General features: G+C 70.2%; 25 protein-coding genes. 21 read left to right on the plus strand and 4 right to left on the minus strand.

Annotated elements, in window-relative coordinates; translation table 11 throughout:
- Window positions 1-26 precede the first annotated feature (26 nt).
- The 3 genes from BJ964_RS09885 (at window position 27) to BJ964_RS09895 (ending at window position 2,786) form a co-directional block, all read left to right on the plus strand.
- Complete coding sequence (locus BJ964_RS09885; RefSeq protein WP_188120403.1) at window positions 27-413, plus strand: DUF485 domain-containing protein; 387 nt, start codon at window positions 27-29, stop codon at window positions 411-413.
- Window positions 410-2,032: a sodium/solute symporter gene (locus tag BJ964_RS09890; protein WP_188120404.1), complete on the plus strand. Its 1,623-nt coding sequence runs from the start codon at window positions 410-412 to the stop codon at window positions 2,030-2,032. The genes BJ964_RS09885 and BJ964_RS09890 overlap by 4 nt, the downstream gene beginning before the upstream one ends.
- A gap of 61 nt (window positions 2,033-2,093) precedes the next feature.
- A complete protein-coding gene (locus tag BJ964_RS09895) occupies window positions 2,094-2,786 on the plus strand; it encodes an RlpA-like double-psi beta-barrel domain-containing protein (RefSeq protein ID WP_188120405.1) in 693 nt (230 codons plus the stop codon).
- A 33-nt stretch (window positions 2,787-2,819) separates the two neighbouring features.
- Here BJ964_RS09895 and BJ964_RS09900 read toward each other — a convergent pair whose 3' ends face one another.
- The gene (locus BJ964_RS09900) at window positions 2,820-3,050 is read right to left on the minus strand and encodes a hypothetical protein (RefSeq protein WP_188120406.1); all 231 of its coding nucleotides are present in this window, start codon (window positions 3,048-3,050) and stop codon (window positions 2,820-2,822) included.
- A 72-nt stretch (window positions 3,051-3,122) separates the two neighbouring features.
- Between BJ964_RS09900 and BJ964_RS09905 the strand changes: the two genes are divergently transcribed.
- The 9 genes from BJ964_RS09905 (at window position 3,123) to BJ964_RS09945 (ending at window position 11,697) form a co-directional block, all read left to right on the plus strand.
- Window positions 3,123-3,647 (plus strand): flavin reductase family protein, encoded by a 525-nt coding sequence (locus BJ964_RS09905; protein WP_188120407.1) that lies wholly within the window; start codon window positions 3,123-3,125, stop codon window positions 3,645-3,647.
- Window positions 3,648-3,765: 118 nt separating this feature from the next.
- Window positions 3,766-4,119: a DUF485 domain-containing protein gene (locus tag BJ964_RS09910; RefSeq protein WP_188120408.1), complete on the plus strand. Its 354-nt coding sequence runs from the start codon at window positions 3,766-3,768 to the stop codon at window positions 4,117-4,119.
- Entirely contained in the window at window positions 4,119-5,795 is a 1,677-nt protein-coding gene (locus tag BJ964_RS09915; protein WP_188120409.1) for a solute symporter family protein, read from the plus strand. The genes BJ964_RS09910 and BJ964_RS09915 overlap by 1 nt, the downstream gene beginning before the upstream one ends.
- Window positions 5,796-5,927: 132 nt before the next feature.
- Window positions 5,928-7,088 (plus strand): LCP family protein, encoded by a 1,161-nt coding sequence (locus BJ964_RS09920; protein ID WP_188120410.1) that lies wholly within the window; start codon window positions 5,928-5,930, stop codon window positions 7,086-7,088.
- 111 nt (window positions 7,089-7,199) lie between these two features.
- Entirely contained in the window at window positions 7,200-8,348 is a 1,149-nt protein-coding gene (locus BJ964_RS09925) for an LCP family protein (RefSeq protein ID WP_188120411.1), read from the plus strand.
- Between the two features lie 43 nt (window positions 8,349-8,391).
- On the plus strand, window positions 8,392-8,727 hold the full coding sequence (locus BJ964_RS09930) for a rhodanese-like domain-containing protein (protein ID WP_183226480.1): 336 nt from the start codon (window positions 8,392-8,394) through the stop codon (window positions 8,725-8,727).
- A complete protein-coding gene (locus tag BJ964_RS09935; RefSeq protein ID WP_188120412.1) occupies window positions 8,724-9,512 on the plus strand; it encodes a glycerophosphodiester phosphodiesterase in 789 nt (262 codons plus the stop codon). The genes BJ964_RS09930 and BJ964_RS09935 overlap by 4 nt, the downstream gene beginning before the upstream one ends.
- Before the next feature lie 84 nt (window positions 9,513-9,596).
- A complete protein-coding gene (locus tag BJ964_RS09940) occupies window positions 9,597-10,751 on the plus strand; it encodes a sensor histidine kinase (RefSeq protein ID WP_188120413.1) in 1,155 nt (384 codons plus the stop codon).
- Window positions 10,752-10,821: 70 nt separating this feature from the next.
- Window positions 10,822-11,697: a DUF5926 family protein gene (locus BJ964_RS09945; protein ID WP_188120414.1), complete on the plus strand. Its 876-nt coding sequence runs from the start codon at window positions 10,822-10,824 to the stop codon at window positions 11,695-11,697.
- Between the two features lie 202 nt (window positions 11,698-11,899).
- Here the strand turns inward: BJ964_RS09945 and BJ964_RS09950 are convergent, their stop codons facing one another.
- A complete protein-coding gene (locus tag BJ964_RS09950; protein ID WP_407650797.1) occupies window positions 11,900-13,072 on the minus strand; it encodes an arginine deiminase in 1,173 nt (390 codons plus the stop codon).
- Between the two features lie 262 nt (window positions 13,073-13,334).
- Here BJ964_RS09950 and BJ964_RS09955 point away from each other — a divergent pair, with 262 nt between their 5' ends.
- The 5 genes from BJ964_RS09955 to pheA all read left to right on the plus strand — a co-directional run bounded on the left by BJ964_RS09955 (window position 13,335) and on the right by pheA (window position 16,598).
- Window positions 13,335-14,072 carry a hypothetical protein gene (locus BJ964_RS09955; protein ID WP_188120416.1) on the plus strand — a complete coding sequence of 246 codons (738 nt, stop codon included), beginning with the start codon at window positions 13,335-13,337 and terminating at the stop codon, window positions 14,070-14,072.
- A 74-nt stretch (window positions 14,073-14,146) separates the two neighbouring features.
- Complete coding sequence (locus BJ964_RS09960) at window positions 14,147-14,608, plus strand: PAS domain-containing protein (protein ID WP_188120417.1); 462 nt, start codon at window positions 14,147-14,149, stop codon at window positions 14,606-14,608.
- 83 nt (window positions 14,609-14,691) lie between these two features.
- Window positions 14,692-15,078 (plus strand): ACT domain-containing protein, encoded by a 387-nt coding sequence (locus tag BJ964_RS09965; RefSeq protein WP_188120418.1) that lies wholly within the window; start codon window positions 14,692-14,694, stop codon window positions 15,076-15,078.
- A 24-nt stretch (window positions 15,079-15,102) separates the two neighbouring features.
- Window positions 15,103-15,654 carry a hypothetical protein gene (locus BJ964_RS09970; RefSeq protein WP_188120419.1) on the plus strand — a complete coding sequence of 184 codons (552 nt, stop codon included), beginning with the start codon at window positions 15,103-15,105 and terminating at the stop codon, window positions 15,652-15,654.
- A 14-nt stretch (window positions 15,655-15,668) separates the two neighbouring features.
- Window positions 15,669-16,598 carry a prephenate dehydratase gene (gene pheA / locus BJ964_RS09975; RefSeq protein WP_188120420.1) on the plus strand — a complete coding sequence of 310 codons (930 nt, stop codon included), beginning with the start codon at window positions 15,669-15,671 and terminating at the stop codon, window positions 16,596-16,598.
- A 9-nt stretch (window positions 16,599-16,607) separates the two neighbouring features.
- Here the strand turns inward: pheA and BJ964_RS09980 are convergent, their stop codons facing one another.
- Both BJ964_RS09980 and BJ964_RS09985 read right to left on the minus strand, forming a co-directional pair.
- Window positions 16,608-16,949, minus strand: a complete 342-nt coding sequence (locus BJ964_RS09980) for a metallopeptidase family protein (RefSeq protein ID WP_188126875.1) — start codon at window positions 16,947-16,949, stop codon at window positions 16,608-16,610.
- Window positions 16,950-17,025: 76 nt separating this feature from the next.
- Window positions 17,026-17,454 carry an OsmC family protein gene (locus BJ964_RS09985; protein WP_188120421.1) on the minus strand — a complete coding sequence of 143 codons (429 nt, stop codon included), beginning with the start codon at window positions 17,452-17,454 and terminating at the stop codon, window positions 17,026-17,028.
- 66 nt (window positions 17,455-17,520) lie between these two features.
- Here BJ964_RS09985 and BJ964_RS09990 point away from each other — a divergent pair, with 66 nt between their 5' ends.
- The 4 genes from BJ964_RS09990 to BJ964_RS10005 all read left to right on the plus strand — a co-directional run bounded on the left by BJ964_RS09990 (window position 17,521) and on the right by BJ964_RS10005 (window position 21,213).
- Complete coding sequence (locus BJ964_RS09990; protein ID WP_188120422.1) at window positions 17,521-18,186, plus strand: hypothetical protein; 666 nt, start codon at window positions 17,521-17,523, stop codon at window positions 18,184-18,186.
- A gap of 55 nt (window positions 18,187-18,241) precedes the next feature.
- On the plus strand, window positions 18,242-19,498 hold the full coding sequence (gene serS, locus BJ964_RS09995) for a serine--tRNA ligase (RefSeq protein ID WP_188120423.1): 1,257 nt from the start codon (window positions 18,242-18,244) through the stop codon (window positions 19,496-19,498).
- Window positions 19,499-19,606: 108 nt separating this feature from the next.
- Entirely contained in the window at window positions 19,607-20,416 is an 810-nt protein-coding gene (locus tag BJ964_RS10000; protein ID WP_188120424.1) for an HAD family hydrolase, read from the plus strand.
- Window positions 20,416-21,213 carry an HAD family hydrolase gene (locus BJ964_RS10005; protein ID WP_188120425.1) on the plus strand — a complete coding sequence of 266 codons (798 nt, stop codon included), beginning with the start codon at window positions 20,416-20,418 and terminating at the stop codon, window positions 21,211-21,213. The genes BJ964_RS10000 and BJ964_RS10005 overlap by 1 nt, the downstream gene beginning before the upstream one ends.
- Window positions 21,214-21,587 lie beyond the last annotated feature (374 nt).

The following is a 21,587-nucleotide window of genomic DNA, read 5'->3' on the forward strand; positions in this document are numbered from 1 at the left end:
AGCGCGGGACGGACAGACTGCCGAACATGGCCGTCGATCCGCCCCCGCACCCCCGTACCCGGGTGGTGCTGGCTGACGCCGCGCTCCGGCGCGGCGCGGCCGACCGGGCCGGCACCGACCTGACCGAGCAGACCCCGATCGGGGAGGCACTGGTCAAGGGCCTGATGCGGGCCCAGTTGGCGCTCGCGCTGCGGCTCGCCCTAGTGGTCGCGGCCGGCCTCGGGACACTGCCGCTGCTGTTCGCCGTGGCCCCGGCGGTGGGCGGTTTCAAGGTCTTCGGCGTACACCTGCCGTGGGTTCTGCTCGGGCTGCTGTCGTTCCCGTTCCTGGTCGGGGTGGGCGCCGCCTACGTCCGCTGGGCGGAGCGCAACGAGCAGGACTTCGCGGCGCTGATCCGCAGGCCGGAGCGGTGAACCCGTACCTGGCGCCCGGCCTGGTCCTGGTCCTGCTGCTGACCGTGGCGATCGGCGCGTACGGCCTGCGCTTCGCCCGGACCACCTCGGACTTCCTGGTCGCGTCCCGGTCGGTGAGCCCGTCCTGGAACGCGGCCGCGATCAGCGGTGAGTACCTGTCCGCCGCGTCCTTCCTCGGTGTCGCCGGCCTGGTCCTGCGCTACGGCGTCGACGTCCTCTGGTACCCGGTCGGGTTCGCCGCCGGCTACCTGGCCCTGCTGCTGTTCGTGGCGGCGCCGCTGCGCCGCTCCGGTGCGTTCACCCTGCCCGACTTCTGCCAGGTCCGGCTCCGGTCGCGGCCGTTGCGGCGGCTGGCGACCGCCTTCGTGCTGTTCATCGGCTGCCTCTACCTGCTGCCGCAGTTGCAGGGAGCGGGGTTGACGTTCAGCACGCTGACCGGCGGCTCCTACGCCTGGGGCGCGCTGGTGGTCAGCGTGGTGGTGACCGCGAACGTGGCGTTCGGCGGGATGCGCGCGATCACCTTCGTGCAGGCGTTCCAGTACTGGCTGAAGTTGACCGCGCTGGCCGTACCGATGATCTTCTTGATCCTGCAGTGGCAGTCGGACGGCCGCCCGCAGGTGACCCCGCCGGCCGGCGCCGTCTTCCCGGTCGCCACCACCGTCGTGGTGGAGCAGGACGCGGTCCTGAACGGTGTCCGCCCGGTCGAGGCGGGCGAGACGCTGCACTTCGCGGCGGGTGACCCGGTGCCGACGGTGAGCACTGTGGACGCCGAGTTCGGGGATCAGTGGCTCCTGCCCGGCAAGACCGGCCTCTTCGCGACCTATTCCCTGATCCTGGCCACCTTCCTCGGCACCATGGGCCTACCGCATGTGCTGGTGCGGTTCTACACGAATCCGGACGGCGCCTCGGCCCGCCGCACCACGCTCGTGGTGCTCGCCATGGTCGGCCTGTTCTACCTGCTCCCCACCCTGTACGGGGTGCTCGGCCGGATCTACACCCCGCACCTGCTGATGACCGGCAACACCGACGCCGTGGTGCTGCTGCTGCCCGAGGCGGCGCTCGGCGGCGGCCACCTGGGCCGGCTGCTCGGCGCGCTGGTCACCGCGGGCGCGCTGGCCGCCTTCCTGTCCACCTCGTCCGGGCTGCTCACCAGCGTCGCCGGGGTGATCTTCACGGACGTGCTCAGGTCCGGCCGCAGCGGCTCGATCCGCGACTTCCGGCTGGCCACCGTGCTGGCCGCGCTGGTCCCCACCACCCTGGCCCTGTACGTGTCCGACATGGACGTCTCCCGCGTCGTCGGCCTGGCCTTCGCGGTGGCCGCCTCCAGCTTCTGCCCGCTGCTGGTGCTCGGCATCTGGTGGCGGGGGCTGACCGACGCCGGTGCGATCGCCGGCCTGGTCACCGGCGGCGGCGCGGCCATGGCGGCGGTGCTGGTGACGGTGCTCGGCCCGCCGCTGCCGAGTTCCTTCGCCGAGTTCGTGGGCCAGCCCGCGGCCTGGACCGTGCCGCTGGCGTTCCTGGTCATGGTCGGGGTGTCGCTGCTGACCGGCCGCCGCGTGCCGCCGGACGTGGGCGCCACGATGCTGCGGCTGCACGCCCCCGAGTCGCTGCGAACTTGATTTAAGGATCTTTAAGGTAGAACGCCCGGCCCGACGGTGAACCACGTTCGTAGATCCGGTCATGAGACGTACCTACCGGCGGCCCGGTCAAGACAAGCGCAAGCGCAACATCGTGATCGGCGCGGCGGTGGCCGTCCTGGTCGGCGGCGGCCTGGCGGTCGGCACCGGGCTGAGCAGCGCCTCTACCTTCTGCGACGGCCTGGACGAGCGGATCCGGGAGACTCAGCAGTTCATGGCTCAGCAGCGGGCCAACCCGAACTCGCAGACCGAGGCGATCCTGGCGAACCGGCAGGCGGTCATCGACCTGATCAACGTGCAGAAGGCACAGGGCGGCTGCGGCGGCGCCCAGGCTCAGGCCCCGGCCGCGAAGCCGACCACCACCGCTCCGGCCGCGAAGCCGACGACCGCCGCCCCCGCCGCGAAGCCGACGACCGCCGCCCCGGCCGCGAAGCCGACCACGGCCGCGCCGGCTGCGAAGCCGACCACCGCTGCCCCGGCCGGGAACGGCCAGGTCGTCTGCCCCGGCTCGACCGTGACCCTCTCCGGCGAGGGCGGCGCGGCCGCCGCGTCCAGCGGCACCCACCCGGTCGGCACCGTCCTGCGGGTCCGGAACCTGGACAACAACAAGAGCATCACGGTGACCGTGACGAGCGTTTCCGGCAGCTGCGTGCTGCTCAACAACGCCGCCTTCGAAGAGGTCCGGGAGCCCGGAAAGTTCCTGATCAGGCGGGCCGTCATCGAGCGGGTGGGCTGACCCGCCCGGCCGTCCCCGGCACCGGCCGGAACGCTACGCGCGTTCCGGCCGCAGGCCGTCCCGGCGGACGAAGATCCGGCGGCGCTGCAACGCGTTGCCGGCCGGGCCGAGCACGTAGCCGTCTATCCACATCCACCCGTCGTAGGTGACCTTCGGGTCGACCCGGATGATCCGAAGGTTCAGTGCCCGGTCTCCGGAGAACTGCACGCTCGCCTCGGGACCGACGTGGACGATGTCACCCGGGCGCAGCACCACCTGAGTCATAGCTAGAAAATAGTTGTTGATCAATAAATGCGGTTAGCGGCGTGCGCAATCTGTAAACGGGAGAATGATCGGATGAATCCCGACGCGCCGGGTGGCCGCATCCACTCCACCGATCCGTTCGCCGTGCCGGAGGCGGACAAGTCGCGGGTACGGCGACTGCGAGGCCGGTTCGCGTCGACCGTGACGCTGTGGACGGCACCCGGACCGGCCGGGCTGACCGTCTCGTCCGCGGTGGTCGCCGACGGGGATCCCGGCCGGATGCTCGGGCTGATCGACGAGGAGAGCGAGTTCTGGGCGGCGGCCTCCGCGGCCGGCCGGTTCGCGGTGACGCCGCTCGAGCCGGGCGACCGGCAGCTGGCCGACCGGTTCGCCGGCCTCTTCCCCGCTCCGGGCGGCCCGTTCGCGACCGGGGAGTGGCGGCAGACCGAGTTCGGGCCGGTCCCCGCACACGCCGCCACGTGGGCCGGCTGCCGCCTCACGGAGAGCCGTCCGTGCGGGTGGGCGCTGCTACTCGACGGGGTGATCGAACGCGTCGAGACCGGAAGCGCGGGATCACCTCTGATCCACTATCGGGGCAGGTACACCGAACTGGCCTGATTGCCGCTCAGCGCAGTCAGGCCGCCACTCAGCGCAGACCTCGACCGGCGACCGGTGACACGGCTCACTCCTTCGTACGGTGCCGGAAAGTCCGCCCCCACGAAGGTGGTGAAAACCCGTGCCGGCATCCGCCGAGAGATATCTCGAAGTGCAGAACTCCGAGGAGTTCGCTCAACTGCGTCACCGCTTGCGCAGCTTCATCTTCCCGACGACGGTCGCGTTCATCGTCTGGTACGCGCTGTATGTACTGCTCTCCGCGTACGCGCGGGACTTCATGGCCATCAAGCTGGTCGGCAACATCAACGTCGCGCTGGTCTTCGGTGTCCTCCAGTTCGTCTCCACGTTCGTGATCGCCTGGTACTACTCGCGGTACGCGGCGCAGAAGCTGGACCCGCTGGCCGACAAGATCCTGCACGACATCGACGAGAAGCCCACGGCCGCCGCCACCGCCGCCGAGGGGAGCCAGGACTGATGGACGCTCCACAGCTCCTGGCCGCCGAGGCCGCGTCCAGCTCCCGGTCACTGACCATCACGCTGTTCCTGATCTTCGTGGCGATCACCCTGGGGATCACCGTCTGGGCCAGCCGGCAGACCAAGACCGCCACCGACTTCTACGCCGGTGGCCGTCAGTTCTCCGGGTTCCAGAACGGCATGGCCATCGGTGGCGACTACATGTCGGCGGCGTCCTTCCTCGGCATCGCCGGCATCATCGCCCTGTACGGCTACGACGGCTTCCTCTACTCGATCGGCTTCCTGGTCGCGTGGCTGGTGGCGCTGCTGCTGGTCGCCGAGTTCCTGCGCAACTCGGGCCGCTACACGATGGCCGATGTGCTGGCCTTCCGGATGCGCCAGCGCCCGGTCCGTACCGCGGCCAGCGTCTCCACCATCGTGGTGTCGGTCTTCTACCTGATCGCCCAGATGGTCGGCGCCGGCGCGCTGGTCTCGCTGCTGCTCGGCATCAAGCCGGGCGCCACCTTCCTGGGCATGGACGCCGACACCGCCAAGGTCGCCACGATCATCCTGGTCGGCGCCCTAATGATCATCTACGTGACGGTCGGCGGCATGAAGGGCACCACCTACGTCCAGATCGTCAAGGCGTTCATGCTGATGAGCGGCGCCCTGGTCATGGTGATCATGGTGCTGGCGCACTACAAGTTCAACCTGTCGGCGCTGCTCGGCGACGCGGCCGCGCAATCCGGCAAGGGTGACGCCTTCCTCGAACCCGGACTCCGGTACGGCGTGGAGACGGCCGGCGACGCGGCGAAGACCTTCTACAGCAAGATGGACCTGCTGTCGCTGGGCCTCGCGCTGGTGCTCGGCACGGCCGGTCTGCCGCACATCCTGACCCGCTTCTACACCGTTCCGACCAGCCGGATCGCGCGCAAGAGCGTGCTCTGGGCGATCGGCATCATCGGCACGTTCTACCTGTTCACCCTGGCCCTCGGGTTCGGCGCGGCGGCCCTGGTGGGTGGCAAGAACATCACCGCCCAGGACAAGGCGGGCAACACCGCCGCCCCGCAGCTCGCCCAGCAACTCGGCATCGACTATCTGGGCGGCAACACCGGCGGCGCGATCATGCTGGCCGTCATCGCGGCCGTCGCCTTCGCCACCATCCTGGCCGTGGTCGCCGGCCTCACCCTGGCCTCGTCGTCGAGCCTTGCGCACGACTTCTACGCCAGCGTGATCAAGCGGGGCACCGCGTCGGAGCGGCAGGAGGTCAGCGTCGCCCGGATCGCCGCCCTGATCATCGGCGCCGTCGCGATCGCCCTGTCGATCTTCGCGCAGAGCCTGAACGTGGCGTTCCTCGTGGCGCTGGCGTTCGCGGTGGCGGCGTCGGCGAACCTGCCGGCGATCCTCTACAGCCTGTTCTGGCGGAAGTTCAACACGGCGGGCGCGCTCTGGTCCATCTACGGTGGCCTCACCACCGCGGTGCTCCTGGTGTTCTTCTCGCCGGTCGTCTCCGGCTCGCCCACCGCGATGTTCCCGGAACACGACTGGCACTGGTTCCCGCTGTCCAACCCCGGCATCATCTCCATCCCGCTCGGCTTCTTCTTCGGCTGGCTCGGCACGGTCATCAGCAAGGAGACCGACCCGGAGAAGTACGCGGAGCTGGAGGTCCGGTCCCTGACCGGGCACGGCGCGCACTGATCTTCATTCCAGTGCACGGGCCGGCGTAGTCGCCAACGCCGGCCCGTGACCGTGTCGTCACTCTCCTCCCACCTTCGTGCCGAAGCGTCTCGGAGTCACAGATCACCGGCTCTTACTCCGTAACCTGGAGTCATGTCAGCCACCACCTCCCCCAGCGGCAACTCTTCCGGACGCGCGTCCGTGCCCGGCCGGCCCGACTCCCGGGACTGGCCTCCGCGAGGTGGATCCGGACCCGCCGCACCGGGTGGCCCGCGCGGCCCGGGCGGTCCCGGCCGGGGCCGCTCCTACCGCGGCCGCCGCCCGCGGCCCCGCTGGGGCCGGATCGCTCTGGTGGTGGGCGCGGTGATCGCGGTGTTCGCCCTGATCGCCGGCGTCACGGCGTGGGGCTACGTCTCCGGCCTGGACGACGACCTGAAGCGGACCAACGCCTTCTCCGACATCACCACGGACCGGCCGTCCAAGACGGTCGAGGGCGCCTTCAACATCCTGCTGGTCGGCAGCGACTCCCGGGACCCGGACGCCAAGCAGGACCAGGCGAACCAGTGGCGCGCCGACACGCTGATCCTCATGCACGTGCCGGCCGACCACAAATCCGCGCAGCTCATCTCGATCCCGCGGGACCTGTGGGTGGTCATCCCGAGCGGCAACAACGCGCCGTGCAGTTCCGGCAGCCGGGCCAAGATCAACGCAGCGTTCGCGTTCGGTGGCCTGCCCCGCGCGGTCCGCACGGTCGAGTGCATGACCGACGTGCGCATCGACCACGTGATGGCGATCGACTTCGGCGGCTTCAAGGAGGTCACCGACGCGCTCGGCGGCGTCGACCTGTACGTGGAGCAGGACACCAAGTCGATCCACAAGCCGTTCCGCCAGTTCAAGAAGGGCATGATGCACATGAACGGTGCGCAGGCCCTGGACTGGATCCGGCAGCGCAAGCAGTTCGCCCGCGGCGACTTCGCCCGCATGCAGCACCAGCAGGAGTTCCTGAAGGCGATCATGGACAAGGCGGCGAGCAGCGGCACGCTGAGCAACCCGGCGAAGCTGAACGCGTTCCTGAACTCGGCGACGGCCGCCGTCACGGTCGACGAGAACTTCTCGCTCAAGGACATGGTGCTCCAGTTCCGCAGCCTGCGCGGGGAGAACCTGACGTTCCTGACCAGCCCGAACAATGGCGGTCAGACGATCAACGGCCAGTCCGTGGTGGTCTCCGACCGGGAGAAGGCGCTCGCCCTTTACCAGGCGGTCGTCGACGACAAGATGGACGAGTGGCTCGCGGCCAACCCGGTGAAGAAGTAAGCGCGAACTGTCAGACGGCTATGACTTCATTCTGAAACCGGAAGGACCTTCAACCGACGCCGATTCTGTCCGTAAGGTAATGCAGCCCCCGATCTCCCCCAGGAGTGCTGCATGACCGTCGCCGCAGACCGGCCCACCGAGGTTCCGGCGGCGCCGCCCGCGGCCCGCCGGAAACGCCGTTCGCCGCTCTGGGCGCGGCTCACCACGACGTTCGGCGTGGTGCTGCTGGTGGCGAGCGGCGGCGGTCTGGTCGGCGGCAGGATGGTGGTCAAGCAGACCACCTCGACGATCGTGGTCGACGACCTCACCGGTGACGCGGCGAAGACCACCGAGGAGGGCGGCGGGTCGACCATCGAGGGCCCGATCGACATGCTCCTGATGGGCGTCGACGCCCGGGAGCGGTGGGCCGCCGATGCCCTGCACTCCGACACGATCATCATTCTGCACATCCCGGCCACCCACGATCAGGCTTACCTCATCTCGGTCCCCCGGGACACCGAGGTCGAGGTCCCCGCGTTCGCGAAGAGCAAGTACGAGGGCGGGACGGTCAAGGCCACCGAGGCGTTCTACTGGGGCGCGCAGAACGGCGCCGGGATGGCCGGCGGCTCACAGCTGCTGGCCAAGACGCTGAAGAACATGACCGGGATCAGCTTCGACGGCGCCTCGATCATCAACTTCGGCGGTTTCAAGAGCGTGATCGACGAGCTCGGCGGCGTGGAGATGTGCGTCGACCAGCAGGTCTCCTCGAAACACATGGTCCTCGTCGACGGCAAGCCGATGTATCTGGCCGAGGCCAGGGAGGCCGGTAAGTCCGGCAAGCCGGTCGTGCACAAGGTGGGCTGCCGGGAGATGGAGGGCTGGGAGGCGCTCGACTACGCCCGCCAGCGGTACGGGCTGAAGAACGGCGACTACGACCGGCAGCGGCACCAGCAGCAGCTGATCAAGGCGATCGCCAAGAAGGCCTCGGAGGGCGGGGTCCTGAGCAACCCGCTGAAGATCAATTCGCTGGTCAAGGCGGCCGGCAAGGCGTTCACCCTGGACACCGGCCAGATCGAGCTCACCGAATTCGTCCTCGGGCTGAAGAACGTCGCGGCCAACGACCTCGTGCTGCTACGCACCAACAACGGCACGTTCTCCGGCAACAACAGCGGGCGTGAGGTCTTCAACGAGACCAGCCTGAAGATGTTCCAGGCCGTCAAGAACGACACCCTCGCCGAGTTCGTGCTCGACCACCCCGACGTCATCGCCAACGAGAAGTAGCCCCTCAAGCGGACTGATGGCTGCCCCAACTAGGCTGTCACCCGTGTTCGGACCTCAGGTTCCCAGCGTCACCGCTGATCAAGTCGCTCCCGGCGCCTACCTGCTCGATGTTCGCGAGCCGGACGAGTGGACGGCCGGCCACGCGCCCGGCGCACACCACCTGCCGATGATGGAGGTGCCCGCCCGGATGGCCGAGGTGCCGTCCGACGGCGAGGTCGTCGTGGTCTGCCGGGCCGGTGGACGCTCCGGGCAGGTCGTGGCCTACCTGATGAACAACGGCTGGGACAACGTGCGAAACCTCGACGGCGGCATGCAGGCGTGGGCCGCCGTCGGCAAAGACGTGGTGAGCGAGGACGGGCAACCGGCCCGCGTGCTGTGACCGGGTACCGTCCCCTCGTCTTCGCGCATCGAGGGGGCGCCGACGCACTGCCGGAGCACACGCTCGGGGCCTACCTGCGCGCCCTGGACGAGGGCGCCGACGGCCTGGAGTGCGACGTCCGCCTCACCCGGGACGGTCACCTGGTCTGCGTGCACGACAGCCGGCTGGACCGGACCAGCAACGGCCGGGGCCGGGTCAGCTCGAAGACCCTGGCCGAGCTGGACGCGCTGAACTTCGGCTCCTGGCATCCCGGCTACCCGGCCGACGCCGAGCTGCCCGACCTGTCCCGGCTGCTGACCCTCGAGCGGTTGCTCGACGCGGTCCACTCCAGCGGGCGGCGGGTCCGGCTTCTGATCGAGACCAAACACCCTTCCCGGTACGGCGCGGAGGTCGAACGCCGACTGGTGCGGATGCTGCGGCACCACGGTCTGGCCGAGCCGAAGCCGGACGCCGACGTACAGGTGACGGTGATGTCGTTCGCGGCGCTCGCGTTGCGCCGCATCCGCGCCCAGGCGCCCACCCTGCCCACCGTCTATCTGCTGGAACTGGTGCCGCCGGGGGTCGGGCGCGGCCGTCTGCCGTTCGGCGCGCAGACCGCCGGGCCCGGTGTCGACCTGGTCCGGGCGCGGCCCACCCTGCTGCCGGCGATCAAGGCGGCGGGACATCAGGCGTACGTCTGGACGGTCAACGAGCCGGCCGATCTCGAACTGGTCCTGGAGCACCGCGTGGATGGCGTGATCACCGACCGTCCCCGGTTCGTGCTGGAACACCTCGCCGGGATGTGACGTGCGCCACCAGATGCCACTCAACCGCAGGGTTCGCTTAGGTTCATCTGCCCAAAAGCCGCCGAGCGAGGCAAACTCGCAGGCATGCCGGACCGTCCCGACTACACGGCGCTGACCCGGGGTCAGCTCGCGGCCCTCGCCCGCGTCGAGTCCGGCGACGCCGGGCTGTCCGTGTTGCAGCAGCTGGTCCGGCTCGCCGGGGAGACGCTGGGCGCCCGCGGCACCGCCTTCGCCGAGTCCGCCGACGACCACGGCCGGATCATCGCGGCCACCGGGGCGTGGGCCGCCGTCGTGGGCCGCCGGGTGACGCATCCGGGCGAGCCGGGGCTCGACAACGAGCTCCTGCACCTGATCGAGGGCGGCGACCCGCGGTCGATGCTCGGCGCCCGCTGCCCGGGCCGGGAGATCCCGGTCGGCTCCCTGCACGTCTACGTCGACGGCGAGCCCGGCCCCGAACACCGGGACGTGCTGGAGCTGCTGGCCAGCCTGATCGGCCGCCTCTACCGGAAGGGCTCCGGCCTGCCGGCGCACGGCCCGCCGGCCCCCGAGGAGGTGCGCCGGGACGCGGACCGCGACCTCTGGGTCGCGGTCACCAGCCACGAGCTGCGCACCCCGGTCACCGTGATCAAGGGGTACGCGGACACGCTCACCAACCACTGGGAGACCCTTGGCGAACCGGGGCAGCGTGAGGCGGTCCGGGTGATCGGGGCGCGCGCCGGCGAGCTGGCCCGGCTCGTGGACCGGCTGCTCTCCGCCGCCAGTGAGGAGGACGGATCGGTGGGCGCCTCCCCGGCCGGCCCGTTCGACCTGGTGGAGGCGCTACGTGAGGCGGCCGGCGAGTTGCCCGCCGACCTGCGGCAGCGGCTGTTGCTGGGGCATCTGCCGACGAATCTGCCGAAGGCGTACGGGAACCGCGACTCGATCGCGACCATCCTCACCGAGCTGGCCACCAACGCCGAGAAGTACTCGGATCCGGACGCCACGGTCGAGGTGTGCGCCGGAGCCGACGACGACACGCTGCGGTTCCGGGTCGCCGACCAGGGCGCCGGGATAGCGCCGGAGCACGTGGAGCACGCCTTCGACCGGTACTGGCAGGCCGACCCGGGGCCGCACCGCCCGGGCGCGGGGCTCGGCCTCTACCTGGTCCGGCGGCTGGTGGAGCGGCAGAACGGCTGGGTCTCGCTGCGCCCGAGGGAGGGCGGCGGCACCGTGGCCGAGGTACGCCTGCCCCGGGCGTGACACTTTTCAGCGACACACCGGGGTGGCCCACGTCACCGGTTCGCGGGAGGGGCGCTTACGCTGGTTCCCCGTGAGCAAGCGTCGCAAGTCCAGCGAAACCGCACCGAAAACGAAGGTGCGCGACATCTTCGTCGCCCGGCCCTTCGAGGGCCTGGCCGACGAGCCGGAATGGGTCGCCCTGCGTGAGCTGGTCCCGGCCGCCTCCGCACCGCTGACCCTCAAACCGGAGATCGTCAAGGAGTACGGCGACCGCTCGGTGATCCTCTCCACCGTGCTGCCGATGGCGTGGCCGGCCATGTCCCGCCGGGACGGCAAGGTCCTGATCGGTCTGCAGCGGCACGTCCAGTCCGGAGACGTCTCCCGCGACCTGGCGGTCGCCATCCTGAACGCGCTGGCCACCGAGCCGGGCAACACGGTCTCCGTGCCGGCCCTGCCCGGTGAGGGCCTGCGCCTGCAGGATCTGCTCGTCGACGGGTCGCTCGAGATCACCATGCAGGACGGTTTCGAGTACTGGCTGGACGTCGACCAGATGCAGGACGCCACCGTGAAGGCGTCGCTGGAGCGGGCCAACGCCTCGATCTACCCGACCGTGCGGATGACCGCGGCCAAGGCCGCCTACTGGTGCCGGGTGGCGCCGGACAAGAGCCACATCCGCTGGGTGCTGAGCGAGCCGGAGGACCGGGCGCTGGACACGCTGTCCCGGCTGTCCGCCGCCGGGGAGCTGCTGCTCGGCGAGGACACCAAGTTCGCCGGCATGTTCCGGGCGCACGGCCTGCTGGTTCCGGTCTGGGACATCCCGGGCGAGCCGGAGGGCACCGACTTCGAGGCGGCGCTGGCCGACTTCGCCAAGCGGTACGCCGACACCCTCGCCGTCGACGGCCCGCTGGACGCCGCCGCCCGCCGCGCCAAGCAAGGCCTGATCGGCCGCCAGCTGACCCTCCGCTGAGAGATGGGCGCGCCCATCCACGGGTTTGGGGGCGCAACCACTTACGCACGTCGCCCGGTGTGGCTCGCGTCATGGACGCGTCAGCGGCCAGTGAGCCGCGCCGGGCCCTCGGCGGGAGCGACGGTCTGTACCCACCGCCCCGCTGCGACGCCGGGACCTTGATCTTGAATTTGATCTTGAAGAATTCGGCTGATTTTGATCTTTAGAGCGGATCCCTTTCGATGGGGCAGCTCATGCATCGGGGGCCGCCTCGGCCGGAGCCGAGTTCGCTGCCGCTGATCCGGACCACCTCGATGCCGGCGCGTTCGAGCTGGGCGTTGGTTTCGACGTTGCGTTCGTAGGCGACGCAGAGCCGCGGCGCGATGGCCAGGGTGTTGTTGCCGTCGTCCCACTGTTCGCGTTCGGCGGTGACCGGGTCGAGGCCGGTATCGATCACCCGCAGGCGGTCGATGCCCATCGCCTCGGCGGCGGCCTCCAGGAACGGTCGGGGCCCACTGACCTTCAGCTCGGTGACGGTCCAGGCTTCCAGGGTGTACGCGATGTTGGGGTACATCACGACGGCGTCGACGTCCACCATGGTGCAGACGGTGTCCAGATGCATGGTGGCGCGTTCCTGGGCGATCGGGACGGCCAGCACGGTGTGCGCGAGGCCGGCCGCGATGACCCGCTGGGCGAGGCGTTCGGCGCCGGCCGGGGTGGTCCGCTCGCCGACGCCGATGGCCAGCACCTGCGGGGCCAGCACCAGCACGTCGCCGCCCTCCACGTGCTCCAGCGAGGGGTCGAAGAGCAGCTCCGTCCCGGCGAACCGCGGATGGTGCCGGTAGATGGCGTGGGTGAGGGTGGTCTCGCGGCGGCGGGCCGGCATGGCCAGGCTGGTGACCGCCACCCGGTCACGCACCCAGACCGAGGAGTCACGGGTGAACAGCAGGTTGGGCAGCGGATCGATGACGAAGTCGAGCCGGTCCATCATCTCGTAGACCAGACCGCCCCCACCGGACTTGATCTCCTCGTGCGCGAGCCCGGCGATCAGCACCTCGGCCAGCCGGGCGGGTTCCAGATCGGCTAGGTAGTCGGCCACCGTGGCGCGCAGCGCGTCGCCGAGGCGGCGGTCGGAGAGCACGCCGGCGGTCAGTTCGGCGCGGGCCTCCGGCAGGGTCAGCGTCTCGGCGATCAGGTCACCCAGATGGAGGACCTCGACGCCGCGGCTTCGAAGTGCCTCCGCGAAGGCGTCGTGCTCCTCCTGGGCACGGCTCACCCATGGGATCCCGTCGAAGAGCAACGAGTCGTTGTTGCGCGGGGTCAGTCTCGCCAGTTCCGATCCCGGCCGGTGCAGCAGTACGGTACGGAGGCGACTGACTTCACTGTCGACGTACACATGGCCGACGTTAGCCCGTACCGAGCGCGATCGGGCCGTGACGTTCTGACTAGATCTTGGGACAGTCATGCATCGAGCCGGGCGGAGCGATAGCTTGAGAAGGTGCGACGATGCACCATGCGAAAGAAGACGTTGTCGTGAATATGTCATTCATCCACACTCATTCTCTTTCTTTCCCGCCCTGTGACCCTGTTCTGTAGGGGAACGAGCACGTACGGTAGTTGGAAAAGAGAGCCCAACTGACCTTTTGCCGGAGGTCGCAGTGACTGTCTTCCCCGCCCGCCCCGCGCTGCCCATGTCGTCCCAAACCCTCGCCACCGTCGACCGGACCCATCCGTCCCTGCTTGAGGACACGCAGCGGATGACCACGCCGGCCGAGTGGGCCCGCCGTCGCCGCGCCGAACGTGGCGCCCGCCGCATCGAGGCCGCCGGAGCACGCGCTCTCACCCGCCTCGACCGCCTCGGGCCGAACTGGCACATCGTCGACTGGCCGCGGACCGACCTGACCAACGCGTACTACGAACCGAACCCGGCCGACGAGCGTGCCGGATTCCTCGCCATCGGACCCGGCGGTGTCTACGCCGTCACGGTGGCCGACCACGGCCGCTCCCGCGTGCTGATCGCCGGTGACGTGGTCCAGATCAACGGAAAGCGCCCGGAGTACGTGGCCGAGGCCCGTCGTGACGGGCGCCGCGCCGCCAAGGCGATCTCCGCCGTCGTGGGTCTCAACGTCCCGGTGACGCCCGTGCTGACGTTCGTCGGCTCCGGGGTGATCAGCGTCCACGGTCTGCCGAAGGACTGTCTGGTCTCCACCGACAAGGAGCTCGACCGCCTCCTGATCGCCGGAGGCGGAAAGATCTCCCCGGCCACCGCGGCCAAGCTGACCGCCGTCGCCCAGCACCCGGGCACCTGGTCGAACGCGCCGTGGCGCCCGAACCATGACTACTCTTCGTACGGCAGCGGCCAGACGACCGCTGACAAGCGGCTGAGCCGCCGGTAACGTTCCCTGCGACGCCGTCGCTGACCGACGTTTCCGCGCCGGTCAGCGACGTCCACAGGAACGAGGAGGAGCCGGTGGCGCATGTTGAGCTCTCCCTCTCGGGAGCGTTCGTACCCCAGGCCCGCACACCGTCCGAGGCCGAGTTCGTCACCAGCGTCGAGCGCTGGTCGATGACGGTCGCGGTGGCCGCCGAGCCCTGCCTGGTGATCGACGTCAACGGCTCGATACTCGCGGTGTCGCCGTCCTGCAGCGAGCTGCTCGGCCTGGGCAAGCCAGCCGACGCGATCGGTCAGCGCCTCAACGCCGCGCTGCACCTCATCGACTTCACGGCCGGCGGTGGCCGCCTGGAGGAGCCCGAGACGGAGAACATCCCGCCGCTGCTGGCGCTGCGCAGTGAGCGGCTGGCCCGGGGCCTCATGCGGGTGGTGCCGGCCGACGGCGTGCCCGCGCTGACCGTCGACGCCGTCTCCACGCCGCTCCAGGCGGGCGACCGGATCGGTGGGACACTGACCTTCCTGTCCCCGGTACGGTACTGACGTCCCTTTTGTCCGCGCCGGTGTGGTGTTCAACGCAGTTGGCGGGCATTGGACGTTACAGATCCGCAACGTAGTCTGCGAACATGCTCGATCTAGACCTGTTACCGGGTGAATACGCGGTGTGTCGGCTTCCGGCCGGCTCGACCCTGCCCGCCTCGCTGACCGCAGGTCCGGACGACAAGAGCGTCATCTCGGTGACCTGGGGCGTCGACGAACTCTCGGTGATCTGCCCCAACGACCGGGTGCCCGCGAACGCGGTCGCCGACACGGCCTGGCGGTGCCTGCGCGTCGCCGACCTCAACCTGGCCATGACCGGGGTGCTCGCGTCGCTGGTCGGGCCGCTGGCCGAGGCCCGGGTCAACATCGTGACCTTCTCGACGTACGACACGGACTATCTGCTGGTCCCGACCGTACGGCTGACCGAAGCGATCAACACGCTCGCCGCGGCGGGCCATCGGATCGCCAGCTGACCTCTCGGCTCATACCATGAGCGCGTGTCCCCCCGCACAGGTCACCTTCCCCTGGTGGTGGGAGCGCTGCTGCTGAGCGCCTCCTGTGGTGCTCCGCCCGAGGCGCTGCCCACCAGCCCTCCCCTGCCCCGGTCCAGCGCCGGCATGCCCGCCGGCGGGGCGGTGCCGTCCGTCCCGCTCACCCTGCCGCCGATGACCACGCCGCCGACCCCGGGCTACACCACGATGCCGCCGCGGACGGTGCCGACGACCGTCACGCCCAGCCCGAGCCCGACGCCGTCGCACGCGCCCCGGTGCACCGGCGAACCGACCGCCGCCCAGATCGTCACGCTGCTCAAGGACAATCCGGCGGTGCCCGACCGGGAGCTGACCGTCGTCGAGGGGCCGTACTGCGCCGGAAAGTGGAGCTTCACCACGGTGAGCCTGGGCGGCGCCGAGTCCGCTGAGCCGCTGTCGGTCGTCACCACCGGCAAGGGGGCGGCACTCACGTTCGTCACCGCGGGCACCGACGTGTGCAATCCACGGGTCAAGGCGGAGGCCCCGGCCGGGATCCGGGTGCTCGCCTGTGGTGAGTGATTAGACTTCCGGGAATGCCTGTCCGTTTCGCATACCTCGGCCCGGAGGGCACCTTCACCGAGGCCGCGCTGCGCACCATCCCCGCCGCCGAGCAGGGGGAGCGCACCCCGGCCCGCAGTGTTCCCGAGGCGCTCGAGGCGGTGCGCAGCGGCACGGCGGACGCGGCACTCGTCCCGCTGGAGAATTCGGTCGGCGGGGCGGTCCCGGTCACCCTGGACGAGCTGATCACCGGCAGCCCGCTGATGATCACGCGGGAGGTGCTGCTGCCGGTCGAGTTCGTGCTCGGAGCGCGGACGGCGGCGCCGCTCGCCGCGATCCGGTCGATCGCCGCGCACCCGCAGGCGTCCGCCCAGTGCCGGCGCTGGCTCCAGGCGAACGTGCCGGACGCGGTCGTCGTCGACGTGCTGTCCAACGCGGCGGCCGCGATCAGCGCGGCCACCGGGGAGTACGACGCGGCCATCTGCGCCCCGATCGGGGTGGGCCGCAACGGGCTCACGGTGCTGGCCGAGAAGATCGCCGACCGGGCCGAGGCGGTCACCCGGTTCGCGCTGCTCACCCGGCCCGGCCCGCCGGCCGCCCCGACCGGGGACGACGTCACCTCGCTGGCCGTGTCGATCCGCCACGATCAGGTGGGGGCGTTGCTCGCGGTGCTGACCGAGCTGGCGGTGCGGGGCATCAACCTGTCCCGGATCGAGTCGCGGCCGACCGGGGAGCAGCTCGGGACGTACGTGTTCTTCCTCGACTGCACCGGGCACGTGGCCGAGCCGCGTCTCGGCGAGGCGCTCCAGGGGCTGCGCCGGATCTGCGCCGAGGTCCGTTTTCTCGGCAGTTACCCGAAGCACCGCCTCCAGCCCGAGGCGCCGGTGGCGGCGCCGCCCGGCCTCTCCGATGACGACTTCGCCGACTCGGCGGCCTGGCTGGAACGGCTGCGCTCCGGAGGCTGACCCGGCCGGTCAGGCCCACCCGAGCTCGTGAAGCCGCTGGTCGTCGATGCCGAAGTGGTGGGCGATCTCGTGCACCACGGTGATCGCGACCTCGTCCACCACGTCCTCCTCGGTGTCGCACACCTTGAGGGTGGGCAGCCGGAAGATGGTGATCCGGTCGGGCAGCGCACCGGCGTAGTCCCAGCCGCGTTCGGTGAGGGCGATCCCCTCGTACACCCCGAGCAGATCGTCACCGCCGCCCGGCGGAAGGTCCTCCACCAGGAAGACCACGTTGTTCATCAACGACATCAACTCGACGGGGACCTCATCGAGGGCCTCGCCCACCAGCTCCTCGAAGCGTTCTGGACTCATGTCGACCGGCACGAGCCCATTGTGCCCGGGTTTCCGGATTTCCGGCGCGACCGGTGCCCGGCCGCGCCGGAGTGCCTCAGGACAGCTTCGCGACCAGGCTGATCTCCGCGCCCGGGCTGAGCAGGCGCGAGATCGGGCAGTTCTCCTTGGCGCCCGCTGCCAGCTCCTGGAACTTGGCGTCGTCGATCCCGGGGACGTCGCCGACGGTCTCCAGGTCGATGCGGGAGACGCCGAACCCGGCGTCGGTCTTGTCCAGGTGGACCTTCGCGACGGTCTCCACCGAGGTGGGCGTGAAGCCCGCGTCGGCGAGGCCCTTCGAGAAGGCCATCGAGAAGCAGCCGGCGTGCGCGGCCGCGATCAACTCCTCGGGGTTGGTCCCCTCACCCTCCTCGAAGCGCGACTTGAAGGAGTAGGCGCCCTGGAGGCCGCCCTTGCCGGTCTTGACAGTGCCGGAACCCTCGGTGAGGTTCCCTTCCCAGCGGGCAGAAGCAGAACGAATAGGCATGTCCCCGACGCTATCCGATATCCCGCTCGTTGGTTCGCAGACCGGGCTGGGGTCATGATGGATCCCATGTCGCAGGATTCTCCGCCAGAATCGGTCATCTCGTTCGGCGCCTCCGAGCGGCGAAGCTTCCTTCGTGACCTCGGTAGGGACCATCGGCTGCCGGTCCTGACCGCGGCGCTCGCCGCGGCGGCGGCGTTCGGGTCGCTGATCTCCGAGTGGCAGACCACAGACCTGGAAGGGCTGGCGTACGGCGACGGGTCCCTGCCCGGTCAGCGTGCCGTGCAGACCGAACTGGTCGACATGGGCGCGGCCGGCGGCGGCTACCTGATCGGGCTGTTCCTGCTGGCGATCACGGTCGTACTGGTCCTTTTCGGTCCGGGCGAGGGTCGCCGCTACGCCCGGCTCGCCGGCCTGACCACCGGGGGCCTGCTGCTCGCCCTGCTGGTGACGCTGGTTCCGGTGATCGCGGACACCAGCCTCGTCATCCCGAAGTACTTCCTCGTCGACCTGGCCGACGAGAACCTGACGATCGCGCCCGGCCGCGGCCTGTGGTGCGCGTTCGCCGCCGTGATCCTGGCGATGGTCGCCCTGCGCCTGCCCGAGCCCCGCCGGCGCGAGACCGCCGAACCGGCCCCGGTGGAGACCTATCAGGACGACCTCGACCTGAGCATCGCCCCGACCGCACCGTTCGCGTCGATGCCCGGTGAGCTGGATCAGCCACACCGATCGTGACATCCGGGGATATCCGGGTGATGATCGGACCCGGACGCCGGTACGCTCGACAACCGTGATTGACCTGCGTCTGCTTCGTGACGACCCCGAACTGATCCGCGCCAGCCAGCGGCTGCGCGGTGAGTCCACCGAGCTCGTGGACGACCTGCTGCGTGCCGACGAGGAGCGCCGGGCCGCCACCCAGCGGTTCGAGACGGTCCGGGCGGAGCAGAAGTCCATCGGCAAAGAGGTCGCCAAGGCTTCCGGGGACGAGCGGGCCGCGCTGCTCGCGCGTACCAAGGATTTGGCCGTTGAGGTGAAGGCGGCGGAGGCCGCCGCCGGCGAGGCCGACCAGGCGCTGCGCCGGGCCCACCTCGCGGTGCCGAACGTGACCGTGGGCGCCCCGCCCGGCGGCGAGGACGACTTCGTCGTGCTGCGCGAGGTCGGCGACAAGCCGCAGATCGCCGAGCCGCGGGACCACCTGGAGATCGGGGAGGCGCTGCGGGCCATCGACACCGAGCGCGGCGCCAAGGTGTCCGGGTCGCGGTTCTACTTCCTCACCGGGGTGGGCGCCCTGCTCCAGCTCGGGATGCTCCAGCTGGCCATCCAGCAGGCGGTCGAGCACGGTTTCACGCCGTCGATCACGCCCACCCTGGTGCGGCCGGAGTCGATGGAGGGCACCGGCTTCCTGGGCGCGCACGCCAGCGAGATCTACCGGCTCGAGGCCGACGACCTCTACCTGGTCGGCACCTCGGAGGTGGCGCTCGCGGCCTACCACTCGAACGAGATCATCGACCTGAACAGCGGGCCGTCGCGGTTCGCCGGCTGGTCGACGTGCTACCGGCGGGAGGCCGGCTCGCACGGCAAGGACGTGCGCGGCATCCTGCGGGTCCACCAGTTCGACAAGGTGGAGATGTTCTCCTTCTGCCGTCCCGAGGAGGCGGAGGCCGAGCACCTGCGGCTGCTCGCCATGGAGGAGGAGATGCTGGCCAAGGTCGAGATCCCGTACCGGGTGATCGACGTGGCCGCCGGTGACCTCGGGTCGAGCGCGGTCCGCAAGTTCGACTGCGAGGCGTGGGTGCCGTCGCAGGGGCGGTACCGCGAGGTCACCTCGACGTCGAACTGCACCACCTTCCAGGCGCGGCGGCTCAACGTGCGCTACCGGGACGCGGACGGCAAGCCGCAGATCGCCGCCACGCTGAACGGGACACTCGCCACCACCCGCTGGCTCATCCCGATCCTGGAGAACCACCAGCAGCCGGACGGTTCGGTACGGGTCCCGAAGGCGTTGCAGCCCTTCCTCGGCCGTGAGGTCCTGGAACCTGCCAGGTAACAGTCTTGTCACCGGTCGGCTACCAGATGTCATAGCAGCTGGTAGCCGATCAGGTGTACCGTTCTCCTTCCGCCCTCCGCGGGGGTCAGCCGACCCTCGGAGGTTTCGATGAAGCCTGGGCTCCCCAAGCTGATCGCCACGGATCTGGACGGCACCCTGGTCCGCAGTGACAACACCGTCTCGGCGTACACGCACGAGGTCCTCGACCGGGTCCGCGCCGCCGGCATCCGGATCGTCGCCGCCACCGGCCGCGGCCCCCGCCTCACCTCGCTCACCCGCAACGACATCCGGGTCGCCGACTTCCTGGTGCTCGCCCAGGGCGGCTGGGTGCTCGACCTGGAGGACTCCCGCTACCTGCGGCAGGCCCGCCTACCCGGCCCGGCGCTCGGCCGGGTGCTCGGCGCGCTGGAGTCGGTGGCCGGGCCGCTGTCGGTGATGTTCGAGGCACTGGAGCACGACGAGTCCCCGCTCTGGGGCGACTACGACCCGACCTGGCGCTTCCCGGTGACCGTGGAGGACCGGCCACGCGCCGAGTGCCTCGACGCCGAGGTGATCAAGGCATTCGCCCGGTCGTTCGAGCTGGGCGTCGACGAGTTGCTCGCGATGGCCCACCGGGTGGTGCCGCCGGCCCTGGCGACGGTCACCCAGGCCGGCCTCGACTACGTGGAGATCTGCCCGCCCTCGGTGGACAAGGGCACCGGCCTGTCGGTGGTCGCCGAGTCGATCGGCGTCGACCCGTCGGACGTGCTGGTCTTCGGCGACATGCCCAACGACCTGCCGATGTTCGCCTGGGCCGGCTGGGGACGGGTGGCGGTCGCCAATGCACACCCGTCGTTGCTCGCGGTGGCCGACGATGTGACCCTCACCAATGACGAGGACGGCGTGGCGCACTATCTGGACCGGCTATTGTCCAGGTGATGGCAGACTTCCGGCTCGTCGCCACCGACATCGACGGCACCCTGATCACCAGCGACCGCAGCCTGTCCCCCGGCACCCGGGAGGTGCTGGAGCGCATCCCGGTCCCGGTGGTCCTGGTCACCGGCCGCCCGTTGCGCTGGCTCAACCAGCTCAACGACCAGTTGTCGGCACCGCTGCCCGCGGTCTGCGCGAACGGCGCGGTCATCTACGACCCGGACACCGACGAGGTGCTGCGTGCCGATCCGCTGCCCGGCGACCTGCTGATCGACGTCGTGAAGCGCCTGCGCGACACGGTTCCGGACGTGTCCCTGGCCGTCGAGATCGAGGACGGCCGCGCCTTCCTGCACGAGGACACGTGGACCATCCGCTGGGAGCACGACGACCGGGTCCGGGTGATCGCCTCCCCGGAGGAGCTGACCGCGGCCCCCGCCGTGAAGCTGCTGGCCCGCTCCGCCACCGCCGACCCCGACGACTTCCTGGAGCTGGTCAGCCGCACCCTGGGCGACCGGGCCGAGGCGACCCGGTCGTCGTCGTCGGCGCTCGTCGAGATCTCCGCGGCCGGCGTCACCAAGGCCGCCGGGCTGGCCTGGCTCTGTGAGAGGCACGGCGTCACCGCTGACCAGGTCGTCGCCTTCGGCGACATGCCCAACGACATTCCGCTGCTGAGCTGGGCGGGCCGGGGCGTCGCGGTGGGCAACGCGCATCCCGCGCTGCGCGCGATCGCCGACGACGTCACCGGCACCAACGACGAGGACGGCGTCGCGCGCTACCTGCAAAAACTCTTCAAGCTTTGCTAGCTTGGCTCCGCTTCGCTCCGCGGCAAAACGCTGGGCTAGCTTTGCTCCGCTTCGCTCCGCGGCAAAACGCCTTGTAACCGGTGTCGAGGCAGGTGATCTCCCGCCGCCAGCAAACCCCGCTGGCGTCGGGAGATCACTTGCCTCGACACCGGCGGCGTTTTGCGGGAGTGGTGAGTGCACCGCCGTCCTGCTCAGCGTGATTGCTCTGTGGCTGGCGCGTTCTGCCGCTCCCGCGGGCGGGAGCCGCGCGGCGAGGGTGCGTGGGCAGTGGCTTGCGAGAGGAACCCAGCGCTCACGCCCGGAACGCGCGGCATGGTCTGGAGTCGCACGGGGGCCGCGTCGAACCGGCGGGACGATCCGAATTCGGCGGAACG

This window comes from Actinoplanes lobatus (assembly GCF_014205215.1).
GTDB lineage: Bacteria > Actinomycetota > Actinomycetes > Mycobacteriales > Micromonosporaceae > Actinoplanes > Actinoplanes lobatus.